This window comes from Tardiphaga sp. OK245 (genome assembly GCF_900108575.1).
Classification (GTDB): Bacteria; Pseudomonadota; Alphaproteobacteria; order Rhizobiales; family Xanthobacteraceae; genus Tardiphaga; species Tardiphaga robiniae.
Window position 1 is genome coordinate 414,141 of the sequence record NZ_FNWZ01000002.1, and the last position, 21,136, is coordinate 435,276.

Below are 21,136 nucleotides of genomic sequence, written 5' to 3' on the forward strand. Positions count from 1 at the left end.
ATTACCCTTCTATCTGTCCGGGCAACAACCTTTCCATCAATTTCAGATACCAATATCCCCGAGGGCCTCTTCGACACTATTGGGCTTTGGTCGAATCCGGAGAGATATGCCTTCGCCTATCCGAAGACCTGACACGGGCGAACCCACCCAGCCGAACATCCGTTGCGATCAGTTCAGCTTGACGACCTCCACACGCCGGTTCTTGGCGCGGCCGTCATCCTGGTCATTCGATGCTGCGGGTGCGAGCATGCCGACACCGGCTGCGCGCAGGCGCTTGCCATCGGCGCGGAAGCTCGTGGTGAGCGCCGCCACAACCGACTCCGCACGGCGGCGCGACAGGTCGAGATTATAGTCATAGGCGCCCTGATTGTCGGTGTGACCAACGACCAACACGGCCAGTTTGGGATCGGACGACAGAAGCCCGGCGATCTCCTGCAGGGTCGGCGATGATTCCGGCTTCAGGTCGGCCTTGCCTGTATCGAAGAATATTCCGTAAAGGGCAACGCGGCCGGTAGAGCCGATGGTCTTCGCCATCTCGTCGGCCTTCACGACCACCATCTTCTGCTCGCGCGGCTTCGGCTCGACGACATGGACGACGGCGACCGTCCGCTCGTTGAAGGCCTTGCAGTACAGGTCGTCCTTTACGAGGTAAGTCTGCACGGTGACATAGGCTTCACCGCCAGCTTGCGCGATCTTGGCAGCAAAGAAGCGCTGATCGTCGAGATGGGACGCCATGGCGCATTTGCCGTTGGAGAAATCACCGTCTTTCAACTGCGCCTCAGCGACGAAATACATCAGCAGGCTCATATCGCCGCCGCCGCCCGCGGCCGAGCGCGTCGGATCGCCCCCGCAGTCCTCGGTCTTGCAGCTATAGAGCACCTCGCCGCCGGCTGCCTTGACCACATCCTGATAGTTCCGCAGCACTTCGAGCGGCGAACGGTTGGCCGGCAGCAGATAGGTGATGCGCGTGCGTGCGCCTTCCACTTCAAGCACCTTGTTCGGCTTGTAGACCTGATTGTTCATGCGATCGCGGTCGCTATCACCCGTCTTTTCGAGCTTCGACAGCGGGATGGTGAAGTCAGTGAAGGCGAGACGCTCATAGCTGATGATGAAGGAGCCGTCGTAACGCTTCAGCAGCGCACTATCTCGGGCACCGGGAATATCTTTGTTGGGAATTGTCGCATCGGCCTGTGCCGCACACGCACCGAAAAGAACAAACAAGCCAACCGTCAGAATGCGTCCGAGCATGAGTCATGCGTCCCCGTTTCAGGAGCGCTCACGATGACGATTTGGGACATGTAAACAAGCGGACTAAAGCGCAGCGAATGGCCGCGCAGCCATGTCCGGTTTTCATTGAACCGGACGATGCTGCGCGGCGACCAATCTCGTTAAGTCCAAACGGGTTTAGCCCCACGGACCGCGGCGCGACTGGCCGCCGTTCCACGGGCCGGTCGCGGGCGGTGCTGGACGTACAGGCGCGCGCGACTGAACACCCATCTGCCCCGCAAGCTGCTGCAGCGCTGCGATTCGATTTTGCGTCGCCGGATGCGTGGTGAACAGATTATCCATGGCACGCCCCGACAGCGGGTTGATGATGAACATATGCGCTGTCGCCGGCGCGCGCTCGGCATCCTCGTTCGGAATCTGATGCGCGGCGTTGTCGATCTTGGCCAGCGCCGAAGCGAGCCACATCGGTTGGCCGCAGATTCGCGCGCCCATCTCGTCGGCGGCATATTCACGCGTGCGGCTGATCGCCATCTGCACCAGCATGGCGGCGAGCGGCGCCAGGATCATCAGCGCGATCTGGCCGATCATGCCCGGGCCATTATTGCTGCGGTTGCCGCCGAAGAACATGCCGAACTGGGCGATCATCGAGATCGCACCGGCGATGGTCGCGGTGATGGTCATCAGCAGCGTGTCGTGATGCTTGATATGCGCCAGCTCATGCGCCACCACGCCGGCGAGCTCTTCGCGCGACAGCTGCTGCATCAGCCCCGTCGTCACGGCGACGGCGGCGTTCTCGGGATTCCGGCCGGTCGCAAAGGCGTTCGGCTGCGGATTGTCCATGATGTAGATCTTGGGCATCGGCAGGCCGGCATTGTGGGCGAGCTCACCGACCATACGATACAGGTCCGGCGCATTGCTGATATCAACCGGCTGGGCGCCGTGCATCGACAGCACCGCGCGGTCCGAATTCCAGTAGGCGAACATGTTCATGCCGGCGGCGACCACCAGCGCGATCATCGCACCCGACGCGCCGCCCATGAGATAGCCGACGCCCATGAACAGGGCGGTCATGCCAGCCAGCAGAATCGCGGTCTTGAAGTAGCTCATTGGTCCTCCTGCCCGCCTGCGGGAAACGCTGCGGTGCAGGCATCAAATGGTGATCCGCCCGATCGTTCCGCAAGACGGCATTGTGCGGCAGCGCGTCGCGGCCATGCAGCGGATTGCATTGAATGCCGCGACATCCGGCCATAGGCTGCGCAACGAAAACATTAACAAACATTACAAAGAGGAAACACTATGGCTCGCGTGAAGTTCGGCGCCTTTCTCGCACCGCATCATCCGATCGGCGAACACCCGATGCTGCAGTTCCGGCGGGACCTCGATCTCGTCGAGCAGCTGGATTCACTCGGCTATGATGAATTCTGGTGCGGCGAACATCATTCGTCGGGCTGGGAGATGATCGCCTCGCCGGAGATGTTCCTCGCCGCGGCCGGCGAACGTACCAAGCGCATTCGCCTGGGGACCGGTGTGATCTCGCTGCCCTATCATCATCCCTACAATGTAGCGCAGCGCATGGTGCAACTCGACCATATGACCGGCGGCCGCGCCATCTTCGGCTCCGGGCCGGGCGCGCTCGCCTCCGACGCGCATACGCTCGGCATCGACCCGATGACCCAGCGCGACCGCCAGGACGAAGCCATCGCCATCATCCGCCGTCTGTTCAACGGTGAGCGCGTCACCGCGAAAAGCGACTGGTTCACCATGAACGACGCCGCGCTGCAGATCCTGCCGCTGCAGGAGGAGATGCCCTTCGTGGTGGCGTCGCAGATCTCGCCTTCGGGTATGACGCTGGCCGGCAAATACGGCATCGGCATCATCTCGCTCGGCTCAATGTCGACGCAGGGATTGATGGCGCTGCCGACGCAATGGGGCTTTGCGGAGGATGCCGCGAAGAAGCACGGCACCACCGTGGACCGCGCCAACTGGCGTGTGCTGCTGTCCTGGCACATCGCCGAGACGCGCGAACAGGCCGCGCGCGAGGCCGGCCCCGGCCTGATGCGCTGGCACAATGAATACAATGTCGGCACGCTCCAGCGACCGGGCCTCCAGCCCTTCACCTCGCCCGAGGACGCAGTGGAAAAGACGGCGGGCGGCGAGAATGCGGCCTCGACCATCGGCACGCCGGATGACCTCATCAAGACCATCAAGAACCTGATGCAGGTTTCCGGCGGTGTCGGTACCATCATCGGCTTCGTGCATGACTGGGCCAATCCGGAAAACACGAGGCGCAGCTGGGACATGGTGGCGCGCTATGTAGTGCCAGAGATCAACGGCTACATCGCATCACTGCGCAAGTCGCAGCAATTCGTCATCGAGAACCGCGAGGTGTTCGAGCGCGCCGGACAGGCCGTGATGGCCAAGATCATGGCCAATGAGAAAGCAGCGGCGGCGCTGCCGCTGACGGGACCGGGACGCGTGGCGATCCCACTGGTGAATGCACCGGATCTGCAGAAGAAGAGCTAAGCCCGCTCGGCTCAGGCCTTTCCTCCGTCATTGCGAGGAGCGAAGCGACGCGGCAATCCAGCTCTTCACTTCGGCGAAGAAAGACTGGATTGCTTCGCTGCGCTCGCAATGACGGGGAGAAGCTGGCGGCCTACTTCCCGTAATAGTCCTGCACCGTTTCCCATGCTGCTGTCTGCAGCATCTTCGCAGTCGCTTCATCGAGACCTGCGAGATACGGATTGCCCACCGGCGAGCGGCCCGTCAGCGCGGTGAAGACCACGCAGGACGCAAGGTATGTGCCTGCCATGCTCGGATGACGCTTGTCGGGCTGGTACAGATTGAGCTCGGGCTGCTTCGCGCGCACCCTCGCAAATGCCAGACCTGCCGGAATCACCAAGGCATTGTTATCATTACCGGCGACCGTATAGGCCTCGGCCAGTTGCTGCGTCATCTCCGGCTTGTCTTCATAGGCCCAGGACATGAAGAAGATCGGCTTCGCGCCATGGGCGCGGACGATGTCGGCATCCTTTTTCGCATATTCGGTAAAGACCGACTTCAGCTTGGGATGGATCGGGCACTGGCTGCAATCCATCATGATCGCAGCATCGAACAGCCGCTCCCGCTTGTTGAAGATGATGTTGTTATTATCGTCGAAGGAATAGGACGCGATGGCGTTGGGTCGGAAATAGCTCTCGACATCATGCCACTCGAATCCGGAGCCGCCGATGGTCACCGAGGTCGCCTGATAGCTCGTCCTGTTGGCGGGATCGGCAGCGCGCACCATCCCTAGCACGTGGCTGTGCATGCTGTTGTTGAAATAGAAGAAGCTGTTGCCGATGAAGATCTCTGTCTTGGGGAAATCGGGCCCCAGCGACATGACCTTGGGTTTGGTCTGCGCTTGCACCGCAACGGGCACACTGGCCATGGCAGCAAGGGTCGCCACAGCGACAAGCAAGACTCGCAAAGTTCTGGACAATGGAATGTCTCCCGGTTCTTATTATGTACGGATATGCGTATCGATAGCATAGGTCGGTGCGGATTGCGCCGGCCTCGATCGCGGGAGGCAGATCACCGCATGCCCCATGAGCTCGATTCCCATGACCTCGATCCCCTGATCCTTGATCTCCTGGAATGGATCGCGCGCGAACCCAGATCCCATGCCGACGTGCTCGATGCATGGCGGACGTCGTGCCCGCGACTGACGGTGTGGGAAGACTGCATCGACCGCGGATTTGCCACACGCATGCACATCGCCGGACATGGCTCCGTCGTTCAAGTGACGGCCGCAGGCTTGTCCTTCCTGCAACGGCATGGACGCGTCATGCCAAAGACGCCAGCCTCGATCACCGCAACTAGTCCAGCGGCATCGTAAGCTGCGCGCCTTCATCGGCCACAAACACCGCGATCAGCTCGGCCGGCTCCGTATTGCTCGCATTGGCTGAGACGAGATGCGTCGAGCCCGGCGGCTCGAAGAATGACCGCCCAACCTTGAAGATTTCGACCGGACCGCCGCCGAGCTGCGAGCGAATCTCTCCCTTGGTGATGTAGGCTGTCACCGTGCCGGAATGACGATGCGGCGCGCTGAAGCCGCCGGGGCCATAGGACACGCGCACAATGGTCACGCGCTTTCCCGGCACATTCGGCAGCACATGCGACGTGATCAGTTCCACCGCATCGCCGGGATTGGCGCTGGAGCCAGCGTTGACGGCGCAAAGCGGCGCCAGAACAATCGACATAGCGTCCATTGTCGTCGGAAGTGCTTTGCCAAGGGCAATCGCACACATCAGTCCTGCGGCAACGGCAACGGACACATAGCGGGCTTCAGGCAGCCGCGGTGCGATCGCATCGCATGTGATGGACATTCTTCGCTCCCCTGCCCGTCAGCCATTGTCCTGGCCGAACGCCTTGCGCATCGCCACATAGCCCGCCTGCTGCTGGCTCCAGTTGCGACCGCCCGTGACACCGCCATCGACCACCAGATCGTTGCCATTGACGAAAGACGACTCGTCGCTGGCGAGGAAGACGGCGGCATGGGCGATGTCGTCCGGCAGACCAGCGCGCGGGATCGGCTGTGCAGCCTTGAATGCCTCGCGCATCAGCGCCGGCGTCTGCTCGGCTGCTTCCACCGATAGTCCCAGCGCCTTGCCGAAGATTCCGGTCGCAATGGCGCCTGGCGAGATGCTGTTGACGCGCACGCCGCTCTCACCGAGCTCCATCGCCACGCATTTGGTCAGATGGATGACCGCGGCCTTGGCAGCGCCATAGACCACCGAGGACGAATAGCCGGCGAGCCGGCCGGCAATACTGCCATTGTTGATGATGCTGCCCGAGCCCTGCTTCTTCATATACGGGGCGGCGTGTTTCATGCCGAGCATGACGCTGCGTACGAGTGTCGCCATCGCCGTATCGAAACGATCGACGTCGAGGCCTTCGATACCACCGGTTTGCGCCGGACCGCCGGCATTGTTGAACAGGCAATCGATGCGGCCGAATTTCTCGACCGCGTGACCGATCAGTGCACTCATCTGCGCTTCATCGGTAACGTCGGTCTGACGGAAACTGCAATTTGCGCCGAGCCTCAAAGCAAGCGCATTGCCTTCCGGCGCGCGACGCCCGGCAATCACAACTTTCGCACCCTGCGCGATGAAGATTTCCGCCGTACGGTATCCGATGCCGCTCGTTGCACCGGTGATGACTGCGACCTTGTTGTCGAGACGCCCCATATCGTTTCCCCGTTTGTTTTTATGGCCGGCATTTGACGCCCCGAACCTGCGCCCGCGCAAGGCGTATTTTGAGTCAGCGCGACTCGCAGCCCGCTGAATTTGCAGATGAAGCGGCGCACTTTCCAAGCCACAACCGTCGGAGAGTCCCGAGAATTACGATTAAGGAAGTTCTAAGACGCATCTGCGTATCGTGCAGCATTGTACCGCCATCCAAGCATGGCTCGCGATTGCTGGAGACCTTTTCCGTGAAGCTGCTCAATAACCTGCCGATTTCCGCCAAGCTCGGGCTTCTCGTCACCGTCACTCTGATCGGTCTCTGCCTCGCCGGCGTGCAGGCGACGCGCCTCGTCAGCGCCGAGATGCGCAGCTCTCGCATGGAGCAGGTTCTCGCCATCGTCGAAACGGCTCGTAACATGGCGCTCGGTCTGCAGAAGCAGGTGACAGCCGGCGAGTTGACAAAGGATGCTGCAATCCAGGAATTCGTCAGGCGCGCCCGCACGATGACTTATGACAAGGGCAACGGCTACGTCTTCTCCTATGACATGAACGGCATCGCGCTGGTGACGCCGGATCCGAAACAGTTCGGCACCAACCGGCTGGACGTCCCGACCAACGGCCGTGCGCTGACCCGCGAGTTGCGCGACGGCGTCGCCGCCAAGGGCGATGTCACGCTGTATTACGAATACATGAAGCCGGGCACGACCGAATTGATCCGCAAGTTCTCCTATGCGGTTGCCGTGCCCGACTGGAATCTGTTCGTCGGCACCGGTGCCTATCTTGACGATCTCGATGCGAAGCTAACGCCGATCATCTGGTCGCTGGCGACAGCGATCCTCGGTATCGCTGTTGTTGCCGGCCTGATCGCCTGGTTCATCGCCCGCAGTATTACGAGGCCGCTGAGCCAGCTCGGCACCCGCATGCGGGATCTCGCTGACGGCAAGCTGGAAGCCGAGATACCCGGCGCCGATCGTCGCGACGAGATCGGTGCGATGGCCACGACGGTGCAGGTGTTCAAGGACAATGCGATCCGCATGCATGGCCTCGAGCAGGAAGAGGTCGCCGTCCAGCAGCGCGTCGCCGCCGAACGAAAGTCGGCGATGAACAGCCTTGCCGATGGCTTCGAGCAAAGCGTCAACGGCGTCGTGAAATCGGTTGCGACGTCCGCGGCCGGAATGCAGGCCACCGCATCGTCCATGACCAACACCGCAAGCGAAACCACCGATCGCGTCGCCAGCGTCAGCATGGCGTCCGAGAAGGCGCTGAACAACGTGCAGACCGTTGCCGCTGCAGCGGAAGAATTGACCGCGTCCGTCGAGGAAATCTCACGGCAGGTCGCGCAATCGACCGAGATCGCGCGGCAGGCCGTCGGCGAGGCAGACCGAACCAACGCAACGGTTCAGCTCCTGTCCGGCGCAGCCGAGAAGATCGGCGTTGTGGTTCAGTTGATCGACACGATTGCAGCACAGACAAACCTCCTGGCGCTCAATGCCACCATCGAGGCCGCCCGTGCCGGCGAAGCGGGGCGCGGCTTCGCGGTCGTCGCCTCGGAAGTGAAGGCCCTGGCTACCCAGACAGCCAAGGCGACGGAGGAAATCTCGGCGCAGGTCGCCAGTATGCAATCGACGACCGGCGATGCCGTCTCGGCGATCGGCAATATCAGTGCGACCATCGAGAAGATGAGCGAGATTTCGATGGCGATCTCATCGGCCGTCGAGGAACAAGGCGCCGCGACCCGCGAAATCGCCCGGAATATTCAGGCGGCAGCCACTGGCTCCAGCGAAATCGCCACCAATATTGGCAGCGTCAACGCGGCAGCTTCAGCCACAGGACAAGCGGCCGGCCAGGTTCTCAGCGGCGCGCGTGAGCTCGACGGGCAGGCCAGCATGCTGCAATCGGCGGTGACGGACTTCCTGACCAAGGTTCGCGCGGCCTAAATCAGGCGACCGACCGAGCTTCGATCGATACGGGCCGTTCCGCTTACAACGCGGGGCGGCCCGATGTCTTTTTGGCGCTGAATGCCAGCATGGTCAGAGCTGCTTCATCCGCAACGGGACGCTGCGTAGCTGCCAGCAGCGGCGCATCGACATATTGACGGATGCCGTTGTGATCCATCACGAAGAGCGGCCTGGTGTTCTTCATGTTGACGTCCTCGACCATCGCCATGCGACGGTTGTCGAGCATGAACCAGCGGCCATCGAGACGGGCGGCCGCAACGGCGTGGTCTTCCTGGCGCAGCGTGTCGCGCAGGATCACAACCCGCAGATCCTCGGCCGCAACGCCGGCGGCACGTAATGCGGTGAACTTGGCGATGGCATAGTCCTCGCAATCGCCGGCACCCGTGGCGAACAGTGCCAGCGGCGAGCGCCAGACATCCGTTGCGCCATAGAGCACAAGATCATCACCGGGCCGAACCGCCAGATTGATAGCGCGATTGACCTCACCCATGCGGGCGCGACCATCGCGAGCACTGGCATCGCCGACGATATCCAGAAACTTCGCGGCCTCAGGCGAGCAGCGGACGGGTGTCTCGGCACAAAGCTCGACAGCAAGCTGCTCGTCGTCCTGCTCGCGTTCCACCCCGCGCCATTTGGCTTTGAGCTCGCCTTCCGGCAGCGCCGATGTGGCGAGGCCAAACGGCTCCGCAGGCCGTTCGACTGCGTCGATCGCCTGGTCAGGAAAGGCCGTTCCGGCCAGGAGATCAGCGGGTGCCGCGAAAATCGCCAGCCCCAAGGCCAGCACAGACGCGCAGCGCACCCGCGCAAAAGCAGAAGTCCACATCATAGACGCCCCGTCTGTCCGGGCATCGGCAAGCAGGGCTGCTCGCACGTGACCGGATCATTTGTGGGGCCATCTTGAGGCGGCTAATTTTCGACGAGATTAAAAGGGGTTAGCCGGGTCGGCGAAGTTCGCGGACAGGCTGAAGGAGGGCTAACCGGCTTGACGACAATTTTATCGAAATGGCCGAAAGGCTCGTACGGGAGGGATTATATTACCTCACGGATTCGTTCCAGCGACGTCGATTTCCGGAACCGGGAACACAGCCTGAACTCGGAACATCGTTAACGAAAATTCACTATATGGATCAGTGGTATCCGGATGATTTCACAAAGTGGGCAATAGCTTGAAAAAGTGATGCGCAGACGTCCACTATCGCATTGCACCCCGCGGTGGTATGCATGGCTCGCAAATTAGCTAATTAATAACCATAATCATGCGCGGTAGAAATTGAACTACGCGGGTCCATTCGAATTTTCGCAATCTGGCGATGCTCCGGCCGAACCAACGGCTGGCGGCGGCAGTATTGGCCATACGTTTTCCGCTCATACGGCCGGTTCCGCGATTGTCGTGCAGGATGCCAACCTGCTGTTCTCCGGCGACTACAAGCGCTCCGGCGTCGATCTCGTGCTGTCCAAGGACGGGCACGAACACGTCGTCTCCGACTATTTCAAGGGTTCGCTGCGCGCAGCTCTGTCGTCGCCCGATGGCGCGCAGCTATCTGGCGATCTCGTCACTGCCCTTGTCGGCGAAGTGCAGGTCGCGCAACTCGGCGGCGGCGCCAATGCTGCCGCGCAAGTCATTGGTACTGTTAGCAAGCTAGCCGGCAGCGCGACTGCGATCCGCAATGGCGTCTCTGTGACGCTTAATGTCGGAGACCAAGTGCAGAAGGGCGACGTGGTCCAGGCCGGCGCAGACTCATCGCTGACCATGACTTTCATCGATGGCACCGTGTTTGGCCTCTCGGCCAACGCACGCATGGTGCTGAACGAGATGGTCTACGATCCCCAGGGATCGGCGAACTCATCCTTGCTCAGCCTCGTGCAGGGCACGATCACTTTCGTTGCCGGCGAAACTGCCAAGCATGGCAATATGCGCGTCGACACGCCGGTTGCCACGATGGGCATCCGCGGCACCGCCGTGTTGGTCGAAATCGGTTTCGAAGTGCCCGGACAGGGCGGCGCACCGCCGGTGAAATTCCAGGTTCTGGTCGAGCCCAACGGCGTGACCGGTTCCTACGTTTTGTATAGCAAGACCAGCGGCCAGGCGATCGGCACCGTCAATGCGGCCGGTCAGGTCACCAGCGTGCTCGGCAATGGCGATACATCCACAGGCATCGCCGATCCGCTGACGCCGATCGCACGGGCGATCATTGAGCAAACGCTGCAGACTTATTTCCCGAACTACGTTCCGAACGCCAATCCGCGCAGCGGACCCGGCGGCGGTTCATCTCCGGGCGATCCCAATTCCGGCACCAGTCCGGATCCCTTGAAATTCATTATTCCGGATTTTCTGCCGAACCAGCCCTACACCGTCCCGATCAAGCTGCAGGGCGACGGCTCCAACACGTCGCCGATTGACGTCACCTTCACGCGCTTCAACACAGCGCCGACCATCACCGTTGCACCGGTTGTGGTGATGCTGCCGGTCGACAAGACGAGCTTCGAGATCAAGGATCAGGTGCACATCACCGATCCCGACAGCGGCGACGTTGCGACACCGTATGTGCCGGGCACGGCGCATATCATTTCGGCGAGCGGCCCGACCGGTACACCAACGTCGCTTGACCTCAAATCGCTGATCACCGTCGATCCGCAAACCGGCCATGTCAGTTACGATCCGGCAGTGTTCAAGTTCCTCGCCGCAGGACAACAGGCCGTCTACACCATCGGATTCGACAGCCAATCGGGACCGGACACGACCCATGAGACCCTGACCTTCACGGTCGATGGCTCCAATGACGCGCCGGTCGTGACGACCGCACTGACCGCTGCGGCGAACCAGGATGATGGGGCGCAGAGTTTCAACCTGCTGGCCGGCGCTTCCGACGCCGATCTCGGCGAAACGGCGACATTGACAGTCGGCAATGTCAAATTCGCGCTGAACGGCGGCTTCGCGCAGCCTGCTGCGCCGACTGGCGTGACGCTGAACGGCACAACGCTCCATGTCGATCCAGGCGCCTTCGCCTATCTCGGCGAAGGCCAGACGGCGACGATCAAGGTCACCTACAATATCATCGACGCCCATGGCGCGAGCGTGGCGCAGACCGAGACGATTACGATCACGGGCGTCAATGACGCGCCAGTGATCACCGGAACATCGATCGAAGTCGTTCTCGGCGGCGCGACGGTGCTGAGCGATACCAGCTTCGCGGTCAGCGACCCCGACGGAACGACCGATTTCACCTTCACGGTGAGCAACGTCATTGGCGGCTCATTTGAGGTGTGGGACGGCGCCGAGTGGGTGCCGGCGACGAATTCCGTGTTTGAACGCCTGAGTGTAACCAACGAGACGGGCACCTCCTACACTTTCACGAGTGAGCAACTCGCTCAACATCATGTCCGCTTCGTCAGCGACGGCAGCACGAGTCAACCCACCTTCACGGTGCAGGTCGACGATGGCGGCAGTCACAACAATCTCAGTGCCCCCTATGACGGCACGGTCACGCCGGGTGACAACCACGCGCCGGTTGTCGAGGGCGATGTCGCGCTTACAGCCATTGCGGAAGACCACTGTCTGATCATCACAGAGGCGCAGCTGCTGGCCAATGCCACGGATGTCGATGGCCAGGCGCTGCACGTGACCGGCCTTGCGGTTGCGAACGGCTGCGGCACGCTGACATATAACGAGGACGGCACCTGGACCTTCACGCCCGCGGCCAATTTCAACGGGCCGGTGTCATTTACGTATCAAATCTCCGATGACGTGACGTCGGTTTCCGGCGGCGCGACGCTTGCCGTCACGCCCGTCAATGATTTGCCGAGCGGCAAGGTCACGATCTCCGGGACATTCCAGGAAGGCGCGACGATCACCGCCCAGACTGGCAGCGTGGCCGATGTCGATGGGCTGGGGACGTTTCACTATCAATGGTACCGCTCAAGCCCCGGCTCCAATGAACCTCTCGAGATTTCGCAAGCCACGGGTAGCAGCTACGTCCTCACATCCGCAGATGCCGGCCTGACCGTCTATGTGGTCGTCAGCTACACTGATGGCGGTGGAACCGCCGAGACGGTCGCCAGTGGCCCAACCGGCGTGATCATCGGCCTCGGCGCCTCAAACGTCTGGACCGGTGCTGCCCACGATAACAACTGGACTACGCCGGGAAACTGGTCGCTCGGCATCGTCCCGACGGCAGACGAGATCGTCTATATCAATGCGGGGACGGTGACCTTCAATCTGAACGGCCTGCTGGAAATTGCCGGGCTTCACATCGGCGCCCAGGCCGAGCTCGATTTGACCGGCACCGGAGCGCTGAATGTCACCGGCACACTGGTGAACGACGGCGATATCCAGCTCGCACCGGGCACGACGCTTGAAGTCAATGGTGTTGTGCAAAACACCGGCACGCTGCTGGTCGATGACCACACGGCCGGCGCGACCCTGCTGATCCACGGCACGGTCACGCTCGATGGCGAAGGCACCGTGACGCTCGACGGAAGCGCCGACCGGATCACCGGCGACTCGTTCAGCTCGAAACTCATCAACGCCGATAATACGATCAACGGCTATGGCAAGCTCGGCGACGGCAAGCTCAGCATCGTCAATGAATGCGACGGCAAGATCATCGCATCCAACTACTCGCACGCACTGATCATCGACACCGGCAAGGGCAGCCTGATCAATTTCGGTGTCATCGCGTCGATGGCCACCGGCGGTCTCGAGATCAAAGGCGATCTGGTCAATTACGGGACCATCGAAGCCTATGCCGGCCTGTTCGAGATCGGCGGCGATGTCACCGGTCACGGCACCGCCAGGATCAGCGGCGGCAATCTCGAATTCGGTGGCTGGTCGAACGCCAATGTCATCTTCTCCGGCGTCAGCAGTGACGAATTGATCCTCGATCGCGGCTCTCACTTTGTCGGCACGGTTTCCGGTCTGTCCTATGGCGATACGATCGACCTGAAGGGCATCTCGCCCTGGCAGCTCTGGTTCGATCAGCACGACGGTGTCGTCGATGTGCATTACGGCTGGGGCAAGAACGACTATTTCACGCTGACCGATCCGGGTGTGCTGAAACATCTCGACATCGACTCGGACCATCGCGGTGGCACCGAGATGACCTGGAAGAACGATGCGCCGGAATTTGACACGTCATCGGCTGAACTTTCCAAGCGCGGCGACGGGTCTTTCAAGATTTCCGACATCTCCGTGTGGGACTGGGATTCGTCCGGCAGCGAGAACTATCAGCTGGACATCAATGGGCATGTCGTCAAGTCAGGATCACTCGCCTCTATAGACCACTACCTCGAGGACGGTTTCACCTTTAGGCCTTCCAGTTCCGACGCGCCTCAGGCCACCGTCGCTGTCACCATCACCGACGGGTTCGGCGCTAGCGAGCATGTCAACTTCATCTTCAACACGGCGCCTCTCCAGCCCAATACGCAGGTGTCACTGACCGGCACGGGCGGAAATGACGTCATCTTCGCAACGGTCAACAAAGACACACTGACCGGCGGCCATGGCTCGGATCAATTCGTCTTCGGGTCGCATAGCGGATCGATCGACAAGGATATCGTCACGGACTTCGAAGTCGGCATCGACAAGATCGTGCTCGACCACATTCGTGGTGTGCCCAATCTTTCAGGCCCGCTGGGCGATTTGAAGCTGGCCCTTTGGGAATTGTCGGGCGGAATCGAGCAAAAGGGAAACAACACCCTGATCCACCTCGATGGCGGTGACACGCTGCAACTCAATAACGTGCACATGTCCCAACTGCACGCCAGCGACTTCATCGTGCACCCCTATTCCAACGTGGCGTAACGCGGCACCGTTAACCGTCCCGTGGACAGCATCTGCACAAGTCGCCTGACTGATGGCATAATGGCTATCTGATCGGGGCTTGGGGGGCGTTTGATGCCTGACGAGCGACCGTCCGCATGATCCGCAAAGGTTTGACGATGCAGCGTGGCCTGTCACGAACCTCCAGTCTACCGGCGCGGACCGAGCTCGGCGATGCCTTGCGGGCCTGCCGTGGCGCCTTTCTCGGCGTCGGGCTGATGAGCTGCATGATCAATATCCTGTATCTGACCGGCTCGTTCTTCATGCTCGAGGTCTATGACCGCGTGCTGCCGAGCCGCAGCGTGCCGACCCTCGTCGGTCTCATCATCCTGGCCGGTGGCCTCTATGTCGCCCAAGGCGTGCTCGACCTGCTGCGCGGGCGCATCCTGGTGCGGATCGGCAGTTCGCTCGACGAGGCGCTGAGCCCCCGCGTCTTCCAGACCGTGGTGCGACTGCCGCTGCTCGCCGGCGGACAGAACGAAGGCCTGCAGCCGCTGCGCGATCTCGATAACGTCCGTTCCTTCCTGTCCGGCATGGGGCCAAGCGCACTGTTCGACCTGCCCTGGCTGCCGCTCTATCTGGCGATCTGCTTTGCCTTCCATCCGATGATCGGCGTCACCGCGCTGGTCGGTGCAGTTCTGCTGGTGGGCCTGACGATCCTCACGGAAATCATGACCCGCGAACCTGCGCGCGAAGCCAACGGCCTTGCGGCACGTCGCAGCGGGATTGCCTCGGCCAGCCGGCGCAATGCCGAAGTCGTCGTCGCGATGGGTATGGCCGGGCGTCTGACGCAGCGTTGGCGTGAGGCCAACGAGACCTATCTGGCAGGCAACCAGCGCACCAGCGATGTGGCCGGCGGTCTCGGCGCCATCGCCAAGGTGATGCGCATGGTGCTGCAATCGGCGGTGCTCGGCGTCGGCGCCTATCTCGTGATCAATCAGGAAGCCACCGCCGGCATCATCATCGCCGGCTCGATCCTCAGCGCACGTGCGCTGGCGCCGGTCGATCTGGCAATTGCGCACTGGAAGGGTTTTGTCACCGCGCGGCAGAGCTGGCGGCGCCTCAATGGGCTGCTGCATGCCTTGCCGGAGCAAGCGGCGCTGACCCAGCTTCAGAGCCCGTCGCAGAAGCTGAGCATCGAGGGCGTCAGTATCGCGCCGCCTGGCGAGCAGAAAGTCACCGTCAGCGACATTAGTTTTGCGCTGGAAGCCGGTAATGGCCTCGGCATCATCGGGCCGTCAGGCTCGGGCAAATCGTCGCTGCTGCGTAGTCTGGTCGGCGTCTGGAAGCCGGTGCGCGGTCATGTCCGGCTTGATGCCGCGGCCCTGGAGCAATGGGCGCCTGACGATCTCGGCCGCCATATCGGCTACCTGCCGCAGGATGTCGAACTGTTTGCAGGCTCCATCGCCGACAATATCTGCCGCTTCGATCCCGACGCGAAGGATGACGACATCATCGCCGCGGCAAGGCAGGCCGGTGTGCATGAGCTCGTCGTCGGTATGCGCGAGGGCTATGATACGCAGGTCGGCGATCACGGCGGCGTTCTATCCGCCGGTCAGGCGCAACGCATCGCGCTGGCGCGCGCACTGTATGGCGATCCTTTCCTGATCGTTCTGGACGAACCGAATTCCAATCTCGACACCGAAGGTGATGAAGCGCTGACCAAGGCCGTGCGCGCGGCCCGGACGCGAGGTGCCATCGTCATCGTGGTTGCACATCGGCCGATCGGCATCGAAGGCGTCGACATGTTGCTGGTGCTGAAGGACGGCCGCATGCAGGCCTTCGGACCGAAGGAGACGGTGCTCGGCCAGGTGTTGCAGCGCCCGGCAGCACAGCCGATCAAGATCGTCGCAGACGGCGGAGTAGCCAAGCCATGACTACGCCGCTGACAGGATCGCGCCGCTCGATCCGAATCCACCTCATTATCGGCCTCGTCGTTGTGCTCGTGCTCGCAGGCGGTTTGGGCGGCTGGGCATCGACCGCGCAGATCTCCGGCGCCCTGATCGCGCCCGGCTCGGTGGTCGTCGATTCCAACGTCAAGAAAGTCCAGCACCCGACCGGCGGCGTCGTCGGCGAAGTGCGTGCCCGCGACGGTGACCTGGTGAAAGCCGGCGATGTCGTCGTGCGTCTCGACGACACCGTCACCAAAGCCGGCCTCGCTATCGTCACCAAGAATCTCAACGGATTGTGGGCGCGCGCGGCGCGGCTGGAAGCCGAGCAGCGCGGCGTCGATCGTATTACGTTTCCACCGCAGCTCATCGAGCAGATCGCAGATGACGACGTGAAGAATGTCATCGCCAGCGAAACGAAGCTGTTCAATGTGCGCTCGACCGGCCGCGTCGGCCAGAAGCAGCAGCTTCGCGAGCGCATCGCGCAGCTCAACGAGGAGATCGCCGGCCTCACCGCGCAGGAGACTGCCAAGACGCGCGAAATCGCGCTCGTGGAAAAGGAATTGGTCGGCGTCCGCGGACTGTTCGATCAACAACTGGTGCAGATCTCGCGCCTGACCGTGCTGGAACGCGACGCCGCGCGCCTAGCCGGCGAGCGCGCGCAGTTCATCGCCGCCCGCGCTCAGGCCAAGGGCAAGATTACCGAGATCGAGCTGCAGATTTTCCAGATCGACAAGGACCTGGTCAGCGAAGTCTCCAAGGATCTGCGCGAGACCAATGACAAGATCGGCGAATTCGTCGAACGCAAAGTCACCGCCGAGGACCAGCTGCGCCGCATCGACATCCGCGCGCCGCAGGACGGCATGGTGCTGCAGTCCACCGTACATACGATCGGCGGCGTCATCACCGCCGGCGATGCGATCATGCTGATTGTGCCGCAGACCGACAACCTGTCGGTGGAAGCCCGGGTCAATCCGCAGGATATCGACAAGCTGCAGATCGGCCAGAAGACGCTGCTGCGACTCTCCGCCTTCAACCAGCGCACCACGCCCGAGCTCAATGGTGCCGTCAGCCGCGTCTCGCCGGATACGACGACGGATCAGCGCACCGGGCAGAGCTATTACACGATCCGGATTTCGATGCCGGCGTCGGAAGTCGCCAAACTCGGCGATGTGCGCCTGATCCCCGGCATGCCCGTCGAAGCCTTCGTGCAGACCGGCGACCGCACCATGCTGTCCTATCTCGCCAAGCCGCTGAGCGATCAGTTGATGCGCGCCTTCCGCGAGAAATGACCCGCCAACCATGAAGCGCATGCGGCGAGTGATACGGCTGGCGCGGCGGTTCGGTTGGGCACGTGCATTCTGTCTTGTCTTGCTGCTGGGCCTCGCGCTGCTACGCATCGCTGACCCGCCCGCCATCGAGGAATTGCGGCTGCGCGTCTTCGATACCTATCAGGTGATCCAGCCACGGGTGAAGACGGCGAAGCCCGTTACCATCGTGGATATCGACGAGAAGAGCCTCGCAAGACATGGCCAGTGGCCGTGGCCGCGCACGCGTATCGCCGAGCTTGTCACCAGGTTGAACCAGCTCGGCGCCGTCGTGACCGGCTTCGACATCGTATTCCCCGAACCGGACCGGCTGAATCCTGCGCTGGCGGCGGAGAGTTTTACAGGGCTCGATGACGAGACGCGCATCCGGTTAAAAGCATTGCCGAGCAACGATCAGGTGCTGGCCGACGCCATCCGGCGCTCGCGCGTGGTCCTCGGCGAGTCCGGCCTGCCCTATATCGTTTCGGAACTCGACAAGTCTCTGCCCCTGACGGGATTGGCCATGCTCGGCGGCGATCCGCAGCCGTTCATGCTGGCGTTTCCCGGACTGATCCGGAATATCGACCTGCTGGAAAAGGCCGCCATGGGACGCGGCCTGTTCACGATCAGTCAGGAGCGCGACGGTCTCGTGCGCCGCGTGCCCGTGATGATGCAGGCGCAAGGCATAGTCATGCCGTCGCTGAGCTTCGAGATGCTGCGCGCCATCACCGGCACCGACACGATCCTGATCAAATCCGACCGCGCCGGCATCAAGAGCATTGCGGTCAAGGGTCTGGAGATTCCCACCGACAGCGAAGGACGGATCTGGGTGCATTTCGCCAAGCGCGATCCGAGCATCTATGTCTCGGCATCCGACGTGCTCGATGGCACGGTGCAGCCCGGCATGATCGCACGGCATCTGGTGCTGATCGGCACCTCGGCGGTCGGCTTGCTCGACACCAAAACGACACCGCTCGACGCAGTGATTCCCGGCGTCGAAGTTCATGCGCAGGTGCTGGAGAGTGCGCTCACGAAGACCGTGCTGTCGCAACCCGCCTATACGCGTGGCGCCGAACTGTGCATTGCGATCATTCTCGGCATTATCGTGATCTGGCTCGCCCCGATGTTCGGCCCCATCACCCTTATCATCATGGGCGCCGTGTTTGCCGCGCTGCTCGCCGGTACATCCTGGTATTTCTACACGCAGCACCGTCTGCTGATCGACTTCACCTATCCGCTCCTTTCGACCACACTGATCTATCTCACGCTCATCTTCAGCAATTTCGTACGTGAGCAGGCGCAGCGCCGCCGCATCCGCTCGGCCTTCAGCCAATATCTTTCGCCGGCGCTGGTGGCTCAGCTCGCGCAGTCGCCGGAGAAACTGGTGCTCGGCGGCGAGGAACGCGAGATGACCATCATGTTCTCGGACGTACGCGGCTTCACTACGATCTCGGAATCCTACAAGCATGATCCGCATGGCCTGACCACGCTGATGAACCGCTTTCTGACGCCGCTGACCAATGCAATCCTCGATCGCAAGGGCACGATCGACAAATATATGGGCGACGCCATCATGGCGTTCTGGAATGCACCGCTCGACGACGACCAGCACCAGATCAATGCCTGCCACGCCGCGCTCGACATGCTGGATCGCATCGACGCGCTGAACAGACTGCGCCAGACCGAGGCCGAGAACGGCGGCCACGTCTATATCCCGATTAATGTCGGCATCGGCCTCAATACCGGCATCTGCGTCGTCGGCAATATGGGATCGGATCTGCGCTTCGACTATTCGGTGCTCGGCGACAGCGTTAATCTGGCCTCGCGTCTCGAAGGCCAGTCAAAGGAATACGGCTTTCCGATCATCGTCGGCTCGAAGACCGCGCTCGCCGTCAAGGACAAGTTCGCCATTCTCGAACTCGACTTCATCATGGTGAAGGGCAAGAAAGAACCGGAAGTGATCTACGCCATCGCCGGACGTGAGGACGTGACGCATTCGGAGCGCTTCCAGACGCTGCGCAACCTGACCATCGAAATGCTGGCTTGCTATCGTAGTCGCGACTGGGACGGCGCATTGTACGCCGTCGAGCGCGGCCGCGATTCCGATGTCGCGAATGCGCTCGAGAAGCTCTACGATCTCTATGAGAAGCGCATCCGCGCCTATCAGGAGACCCCGCCACCAGTGGACTGGAACGGCTCGTTTGCATTGCTGACGAAGTAATCCCACGTAGGGCACAATAGCAAAGCGTATTGCGCCACCGGGCGGTGGGTTACGTTGCGCTAACCCACCCTACAGTCTATGGATCAGATTTCGCGCAGTGCCCGCATGCTGGGCACGCTGACTTCGGCGAGCTTCAGATTATCTTCGTTCTGGTCGATCGCCACATATTGCCCGTCCCAATAGGTCAGCGCGGTGTGCGGGACCGAGGTGATGACATCGCGGACGCGGCCGATGACGATGGCGTGGGAGTGGCGCTCGATGACTTCCTCGACGTCGCAGTCGATTGCCGCAAGGCTGCCGGCCAGCAGCGGCACGCCGGTTGCCCGGGTCACCCATTGCGCGCCAACGAAACGTTCTGCGCCCTTCAATCCGCCCTTGCCCGAAAATCGCTCGGCCACGTCGAGCTGATCAGCCGACAAAATGTTGACACCGAAGGCGCCGTAGCGCTGCAGCAGTGGCCAGGACGACGACTCCCGGTTGACGCTGACGATCAGCGTCGGTGGATCGACCGACAGCGACGAGACCGACGTCACCGTCATGCCGGTGATGTCCTTGCCGCGCCCGACAGTGATGACGCTGACGCCGCCGGCCAGCACCCGCATGGCGCCACGGAATTCTTGCGAAGTGACCTCGCGATCGGAAGAAATCTCGCGATCGACGGTGATGTTACGAACGACGGAATTCATGGCAGCCTCGCAGGTCACAATAGTCTCACAAACCAGTGGCGTCGGCTCCCGGGCCGAGCAGATTGCGCAGGATCGAACCTTCCAGCGCCGCAAGATCTGCCGAGCCGCGCTGCCGCGGCCGGGCGATATCGACATTGATATCGTGCGCGATGCGACCGTCTTCAATCACAAGCACGCGATCTGCCAGCGCCACGGCCTCGGACACGTCATGCGTCACGAGAATCGAGGTGAAGGTCTGATCATGCCACACGCGACCGAGCAACTGCTGCATCGAAATACGGGTCAGCGCATCGAGTGCGCCGAGCGGCTCGTCGAGCGCCAGCACACGCGGATGGCTGACCAGTGCCCGCGCCAACGCGACACGCTGCTTCTGGCCGCCAGACAACACGGACGGCCATTGATCGCGCTTCTCGGCGAGACCGACTTCCGTCAATGCACTTTCAGCGCGCGCCTTGGCATCGGCCGATATCCGGTCGGTCCCCAGGCCAACTTCCACATTCGAGAGTACGCTGGCCCATGGCAACAGGCGCGGCTCCTGGAACATCACGCGGATGTCCTCCGCGCGGGTTTCCTCACCAAAGCTGATCGTGCCGGCAGTCGGCTCGTCGAGGCCTGCGATCAAGCGGAGCAGCGTGCTCTTGCCACAGCCGCTCTGGCCGACAATGGCGACGAACTGGCCGGCAGGAATATGCAGATCGACGCCGCGCAGCACTTCATTGCTGCCGAAGGATTTGCGGAGACCACGAATGGTCAGCGACAGTCCACGGGACTTCTGCTCGGACGGACGCCGCGCCTGCGTGGCGCGGGC

At 61.9% G+C, this 21,136-nt stretch carries 15 protein-coding genes and 1 pseudogene; 8 read left to right on the forward strand and 8 right to left on the reverse strand.

All coding sequences use genetic code 11. From position 1 onward, the window contains the following. Nucleotides 1-168: 168 nt before the first annotated feature. Nucleotides 169-1,248, reverse strand: a complete 1,080-nt coding sequence (locus BLW80_RS08605) for an OmpA family protein (RefSeq protein WP_093757632.1) — start codon at nucleotides 1,246-1,248, stop codon at nucleotides 169-171. 156 nt (nucleotides 1,249-1,404) lie between these two features. Further along, nucleotides 1,405-2,334, reverse strand: coding sequence for a zinc metalloprotease HtpX (gene htpX / locus BLW80_RS08610; RefSeq protein WP_093757633.1), 930 nt, complete (start codon nucleotides 2,332-2,334; stop codon nucleotides 1,405-1,407). Between the two features lie 46 nt (nucleotides 2,335-2,380). On the opposite strand from htpX, the gene BLW80_RS30220 reads away from it, so the two are divergent. Beyond that, nucleotides 2,381-2,536: a hypothetical protein gene (locus tag BLW80_RS30220; RefSeq protein WP_170849618.1), complete on the forward strand. Its 156-nt coding sequence runs from the start codon at nucleotides 2,381-2,383 to the stop codon at nucleotides 2,534-2,536. Then, a complete protein-coding gene (locus BLW80_RS08615) occupies nucleotides 2,524-3,750 on the forward strand; it encodes an LLM class flavin-dependent oxidoreductase (RefSeq protein ID WP_093757634.1) in 1,227 nt (408 codons plus the stop codon). The genes BLW80_RS30220 and BLW80_RS08615 overlap by 13 nt, the downstream gene beginning before the upstream one ends. A 130-nt stretch (nucleotides 3,751-3,880) precedes the next feature. Here the strand turns inward: BLW80_RS08615 and BLW80_RS08620 are convergent, their stop codons facing one another. Next, the gene (locus BLW80_RS08620; protein ID WP_244528148.1) at nucleotides 3,881-4,654 is read right to left on the reverse strand and encodes an SGNH/GDSL hydrolase family protein; all 774 of its coding nucleotides are present in this window, start codon (nucleotides 4,652-4,654) and stop codon (nucleotides 3,881-3,883) included. Between the two features lie 150 nt (nucleotides 4,655-4,804). Between BLW80_RS08620 and BLW80_RS08625 the strand changes: the two genes are divergently transcribed. Continuing rightward, nucleotides 4,805-5,101 carry a hypothetical protein gene (locus tag BLW80_RS08625; RefSeq protein WP_093757636.1) on the forward strand — a complete coding sequence of 99 codons (297 nt, stop codon included), beginning with the start codon at nucleotides 4,805-4,807 and terminating at the stop codon, nucleotides 5,099-5,101. On the opposite strand, the gene BLW80_RS08630 is transcribed toward BLW80_RS08625, so the two are convergent. Both BLW80_RS08630 and BLW80_RS08635 read right to left on the reverse strand, forming a co-directional pair. Beyond that, a complete protein-coding gene (locus BLW80_RS08630; RefSeq protein ID WP_093757637.1) occupies nucleotides 5,082-5,591 on the reverse strand; it encodes a cupin domain-containing protein in 510 nt (169 codons plus the stop codon). The genes BLW80_RS08625 and BLW80_RS08630 overlap by 20 nt on opposite strands. An 18-nt stretch (nucleotides 5,592-5,609) precedes the next feature. After that, nucleotides 5,610-6,452, reverse strand: a complete 843-nt coding sequence (locus BLW80_RS08635; protein ID WP_093757638.1) for an SDR family NAD(P)-dependent oxidoreductase — start codon at nucleotides 6,450-6,452, stop codon at nucleotides 5,610-5,612. 245 nt (nucleotides 6,453-6,697) lie between these two features. Here BLW80_RS08635 and BLW80_RS08640 point away from each other — a divergent pair, with 245 nt between their 5' ends. Continuing rightward, on the forward strand, nucleotides 6,698-8,386 hold the full coding sequence (locus tag BLW80_RS08640; RefSeq protein WP_093758183.1) for a methyl-accepting chemotaxis protein: 1,689 nt from the start codon (nucleotides 6,698-6,700) through the stop codon (nucleotides 8,384-8,386). A gap of 43 nt (nucleotides 8,387-8,429) precedes the next feature. On the opposite strand, the gene BLW80_RS08645 is transcribed toward BLW80_RS08640, so the two are convergent. Beyond that, nucleotides 8,430-9,230, reverse strand: coding sequence for a transglutaminase-like cysteine peptidase (locus BLW80_RS08645; protein WP_093758184.1), 801 nt, complete (start codon nucleotides 9,228-9,230; stop codon nucleotides 8,430-8,432). A gap of 447 nt (nucleotides 9,231-9,677) precedes the next feature. Here BLW80_RS08645 and BLW80_RS08650 point away from each other — a divergent pair, with 447 nt between their 5' ends. From BLW80_RS08650 to BLW80_RS08665, 4 genes are all read left to right on the forward strand, one after another. Continuing rightward, nucleotides 9,678-14,207, forward strand: a complete 4,530-nt coding sequence (locus BLW80_RS08650; RefSeq protein WP_093757639.1) for a cadherin-like domain-containing protein — start codon at nucleotides 9,678-9,680, stop codon at nucleotides 14,205-14,207. Between the two features lie 116 nt (nucleotides 14,208-14,323). Then, nucleotides 14,324-16,102, forward strand: a complete 1,779-nt coding sequence (locus BLW80_RS08655; protein WP_244528067.1) for a type I secretion system permease/ATPase — start codon at nucleotides 14,324-14,326, stop codon at nucleotides 16,100-16,102. Further along, entirely contained in the window at nucleotides 16,099-17,406 is a 1,308-nt protein-coding gene (locus BLW80_RS08660; protein ID WP_093757640.1) for an HlyD family type I secretion periplasmic adaptor subunit, read from the forward strand. Before BLW80_RS08655 ends, BLW80_RS08660 begins: the two co-directional genes overlap by 4 nt. Nucleotides 17,407-17,416: 10 nt before the next feature. Next, nucleotides 17,417-19,642 (forward strand): CHASE2 domain-containing protein, encoded by a 2,226-nt coding sequence (locus BLW80_RS08665; RefSeq protein WP_093757641.1) that lies wholly within the window; start codon nucleotides 17,417-17,419, stop codon nucleotides 19,640-19,642. Between the two features lie 83 nt (nucleotides 19,643-19,725). On the opposite strand, the gene BLW80_RS08670 is transcribed toward BLW80_RS08665, so the two are convergent. Both BLW80_RS08670 and BLW80_RS08675 read right to left on the reverse strand, forming a co-directional pair. Further along, the gene (locus BLW80_RS08670) at nucleotides 19,726-20,328 is read right to left on the reverse strand and encodes a flavin reductase family protein (RefSeq protein ID WP_093757642.1); all 603 of its coding nucleotides are present in this window, start codon (nucleotides 20,326-20,328) and stop codon (nucleotides 19,726-19,728) included. A 25-nt stretch (nucleotides 20,329-20,353) separates the two neighbouring features. Then, nucleotides 20,354-20,998: pseudogene (locus BLW80_RS08675) on the reverse strand (ABC transporter ATP-binding protein); the annotation flags it as partial. Nucleotides 20,999-21,136 lie beyond the last annotated feature (138 nt).

What these genes read in the sequence shown, in the direction of transcription:
- BLW80_RS08635 (WP_093757638.1), bottom strand. Translation starts at nt 6,452, where the DNA reads ATGGGGCGTCTCGACAACAAGGTCGCAGTCATCACCGGTGCAACGAGC.
- BLW80_RS08645 (WP_093758184.1), bottom strand. Translation starts at nt 9,230, where the DNA reads ATGTGGACTTCTGCTTTTGCGCGGGTGCGCTGCGCGTCTGTGCTGGCC.
- BLW80_RS08625 (WP_093757636.1), top strand. Translation starts at nt 4,805, where the DNA reads ATGCCCCATGAGCTCGATTCCCATGACCTCGATCCCCTGATCCTTGAT.
- BLW80_RS08605 (WP_093757632.1), bottom strand. Translation starts at nt 1,248, where the DNA reads ATGCTCGGACGCATTCTGACGGTTGGCTTGTTTGTTCTTTTCGGTGCG.
- BLW80_RS08660 (WP_093757640.1), top strand. Translation starts at nt 16,099, where the DNA reads ATGACTACGCCGCTGACAGGATCGCGCCGCTCGATCCGAATCCACCTC.
- BLW80_RS08615 (WP_093757634.1), top strand. Translation starts at nt 2,524, where the DNA reads ATGGCTCGCGTGAAGTTCGGCGCCTTTCTCGCACCGCATCATCCGATC.
- BLW80_RS08665 (WP_093757641.1), top strand. Translation starts at nt 17,417, where the DNA reads ATGAAGCGCATGCGGCGAGTGATACGGCTGGCGCGGCGGTTCGGTTGG.
- BLW80_RS08620 (WP_244528148.1), bottom strand. Translation starts at nt 4,654, where the DNA reads ATGGCCAGTGTGCCCGTTGCGGTGCAAGCGCAGACCAAACCCAAGGTC.
- BLW80_RS30220 (WP_170849618.1), top strand. Translation starts at nt 2,381, where the DNA reads ATGGTGATCCGCCCGATCGTTCCGCAAGACGGCATTGTGCGGCAGCGC.
- BLW80_RS08670 (WP_093757642.1), bottom strand. Translation starts at nt 20,328, where the DNA reads ATGAATTCCGTCGTTCGTAACATCACCGTCGATCGCGAGATTTCTTCC.
- htpX (WP_093757633.1), bottom strand. Translation starts at nt 2,334, where the DNA reads ATGAGCTACTTCAAGACCGCGATTCTGCTGGCTGGCATGACCGCCCTG.
- BLW80_RS08630 (WP_093757637.1), bottom strand. Translation starts at nt 5,591, where the DNA reads ATGTCCATCACATGCGATGCGATCGCACCGCGGCTGCCTGAAGCCCGC.
- BLW80_RS08655 (WP_244528067.1), top strand. Translation starts at nt 14,324, where the DNA reads ATGATCCGCAAAGGTTTGACGATGCAGCGTGGCCTGTCACGAACCTCC.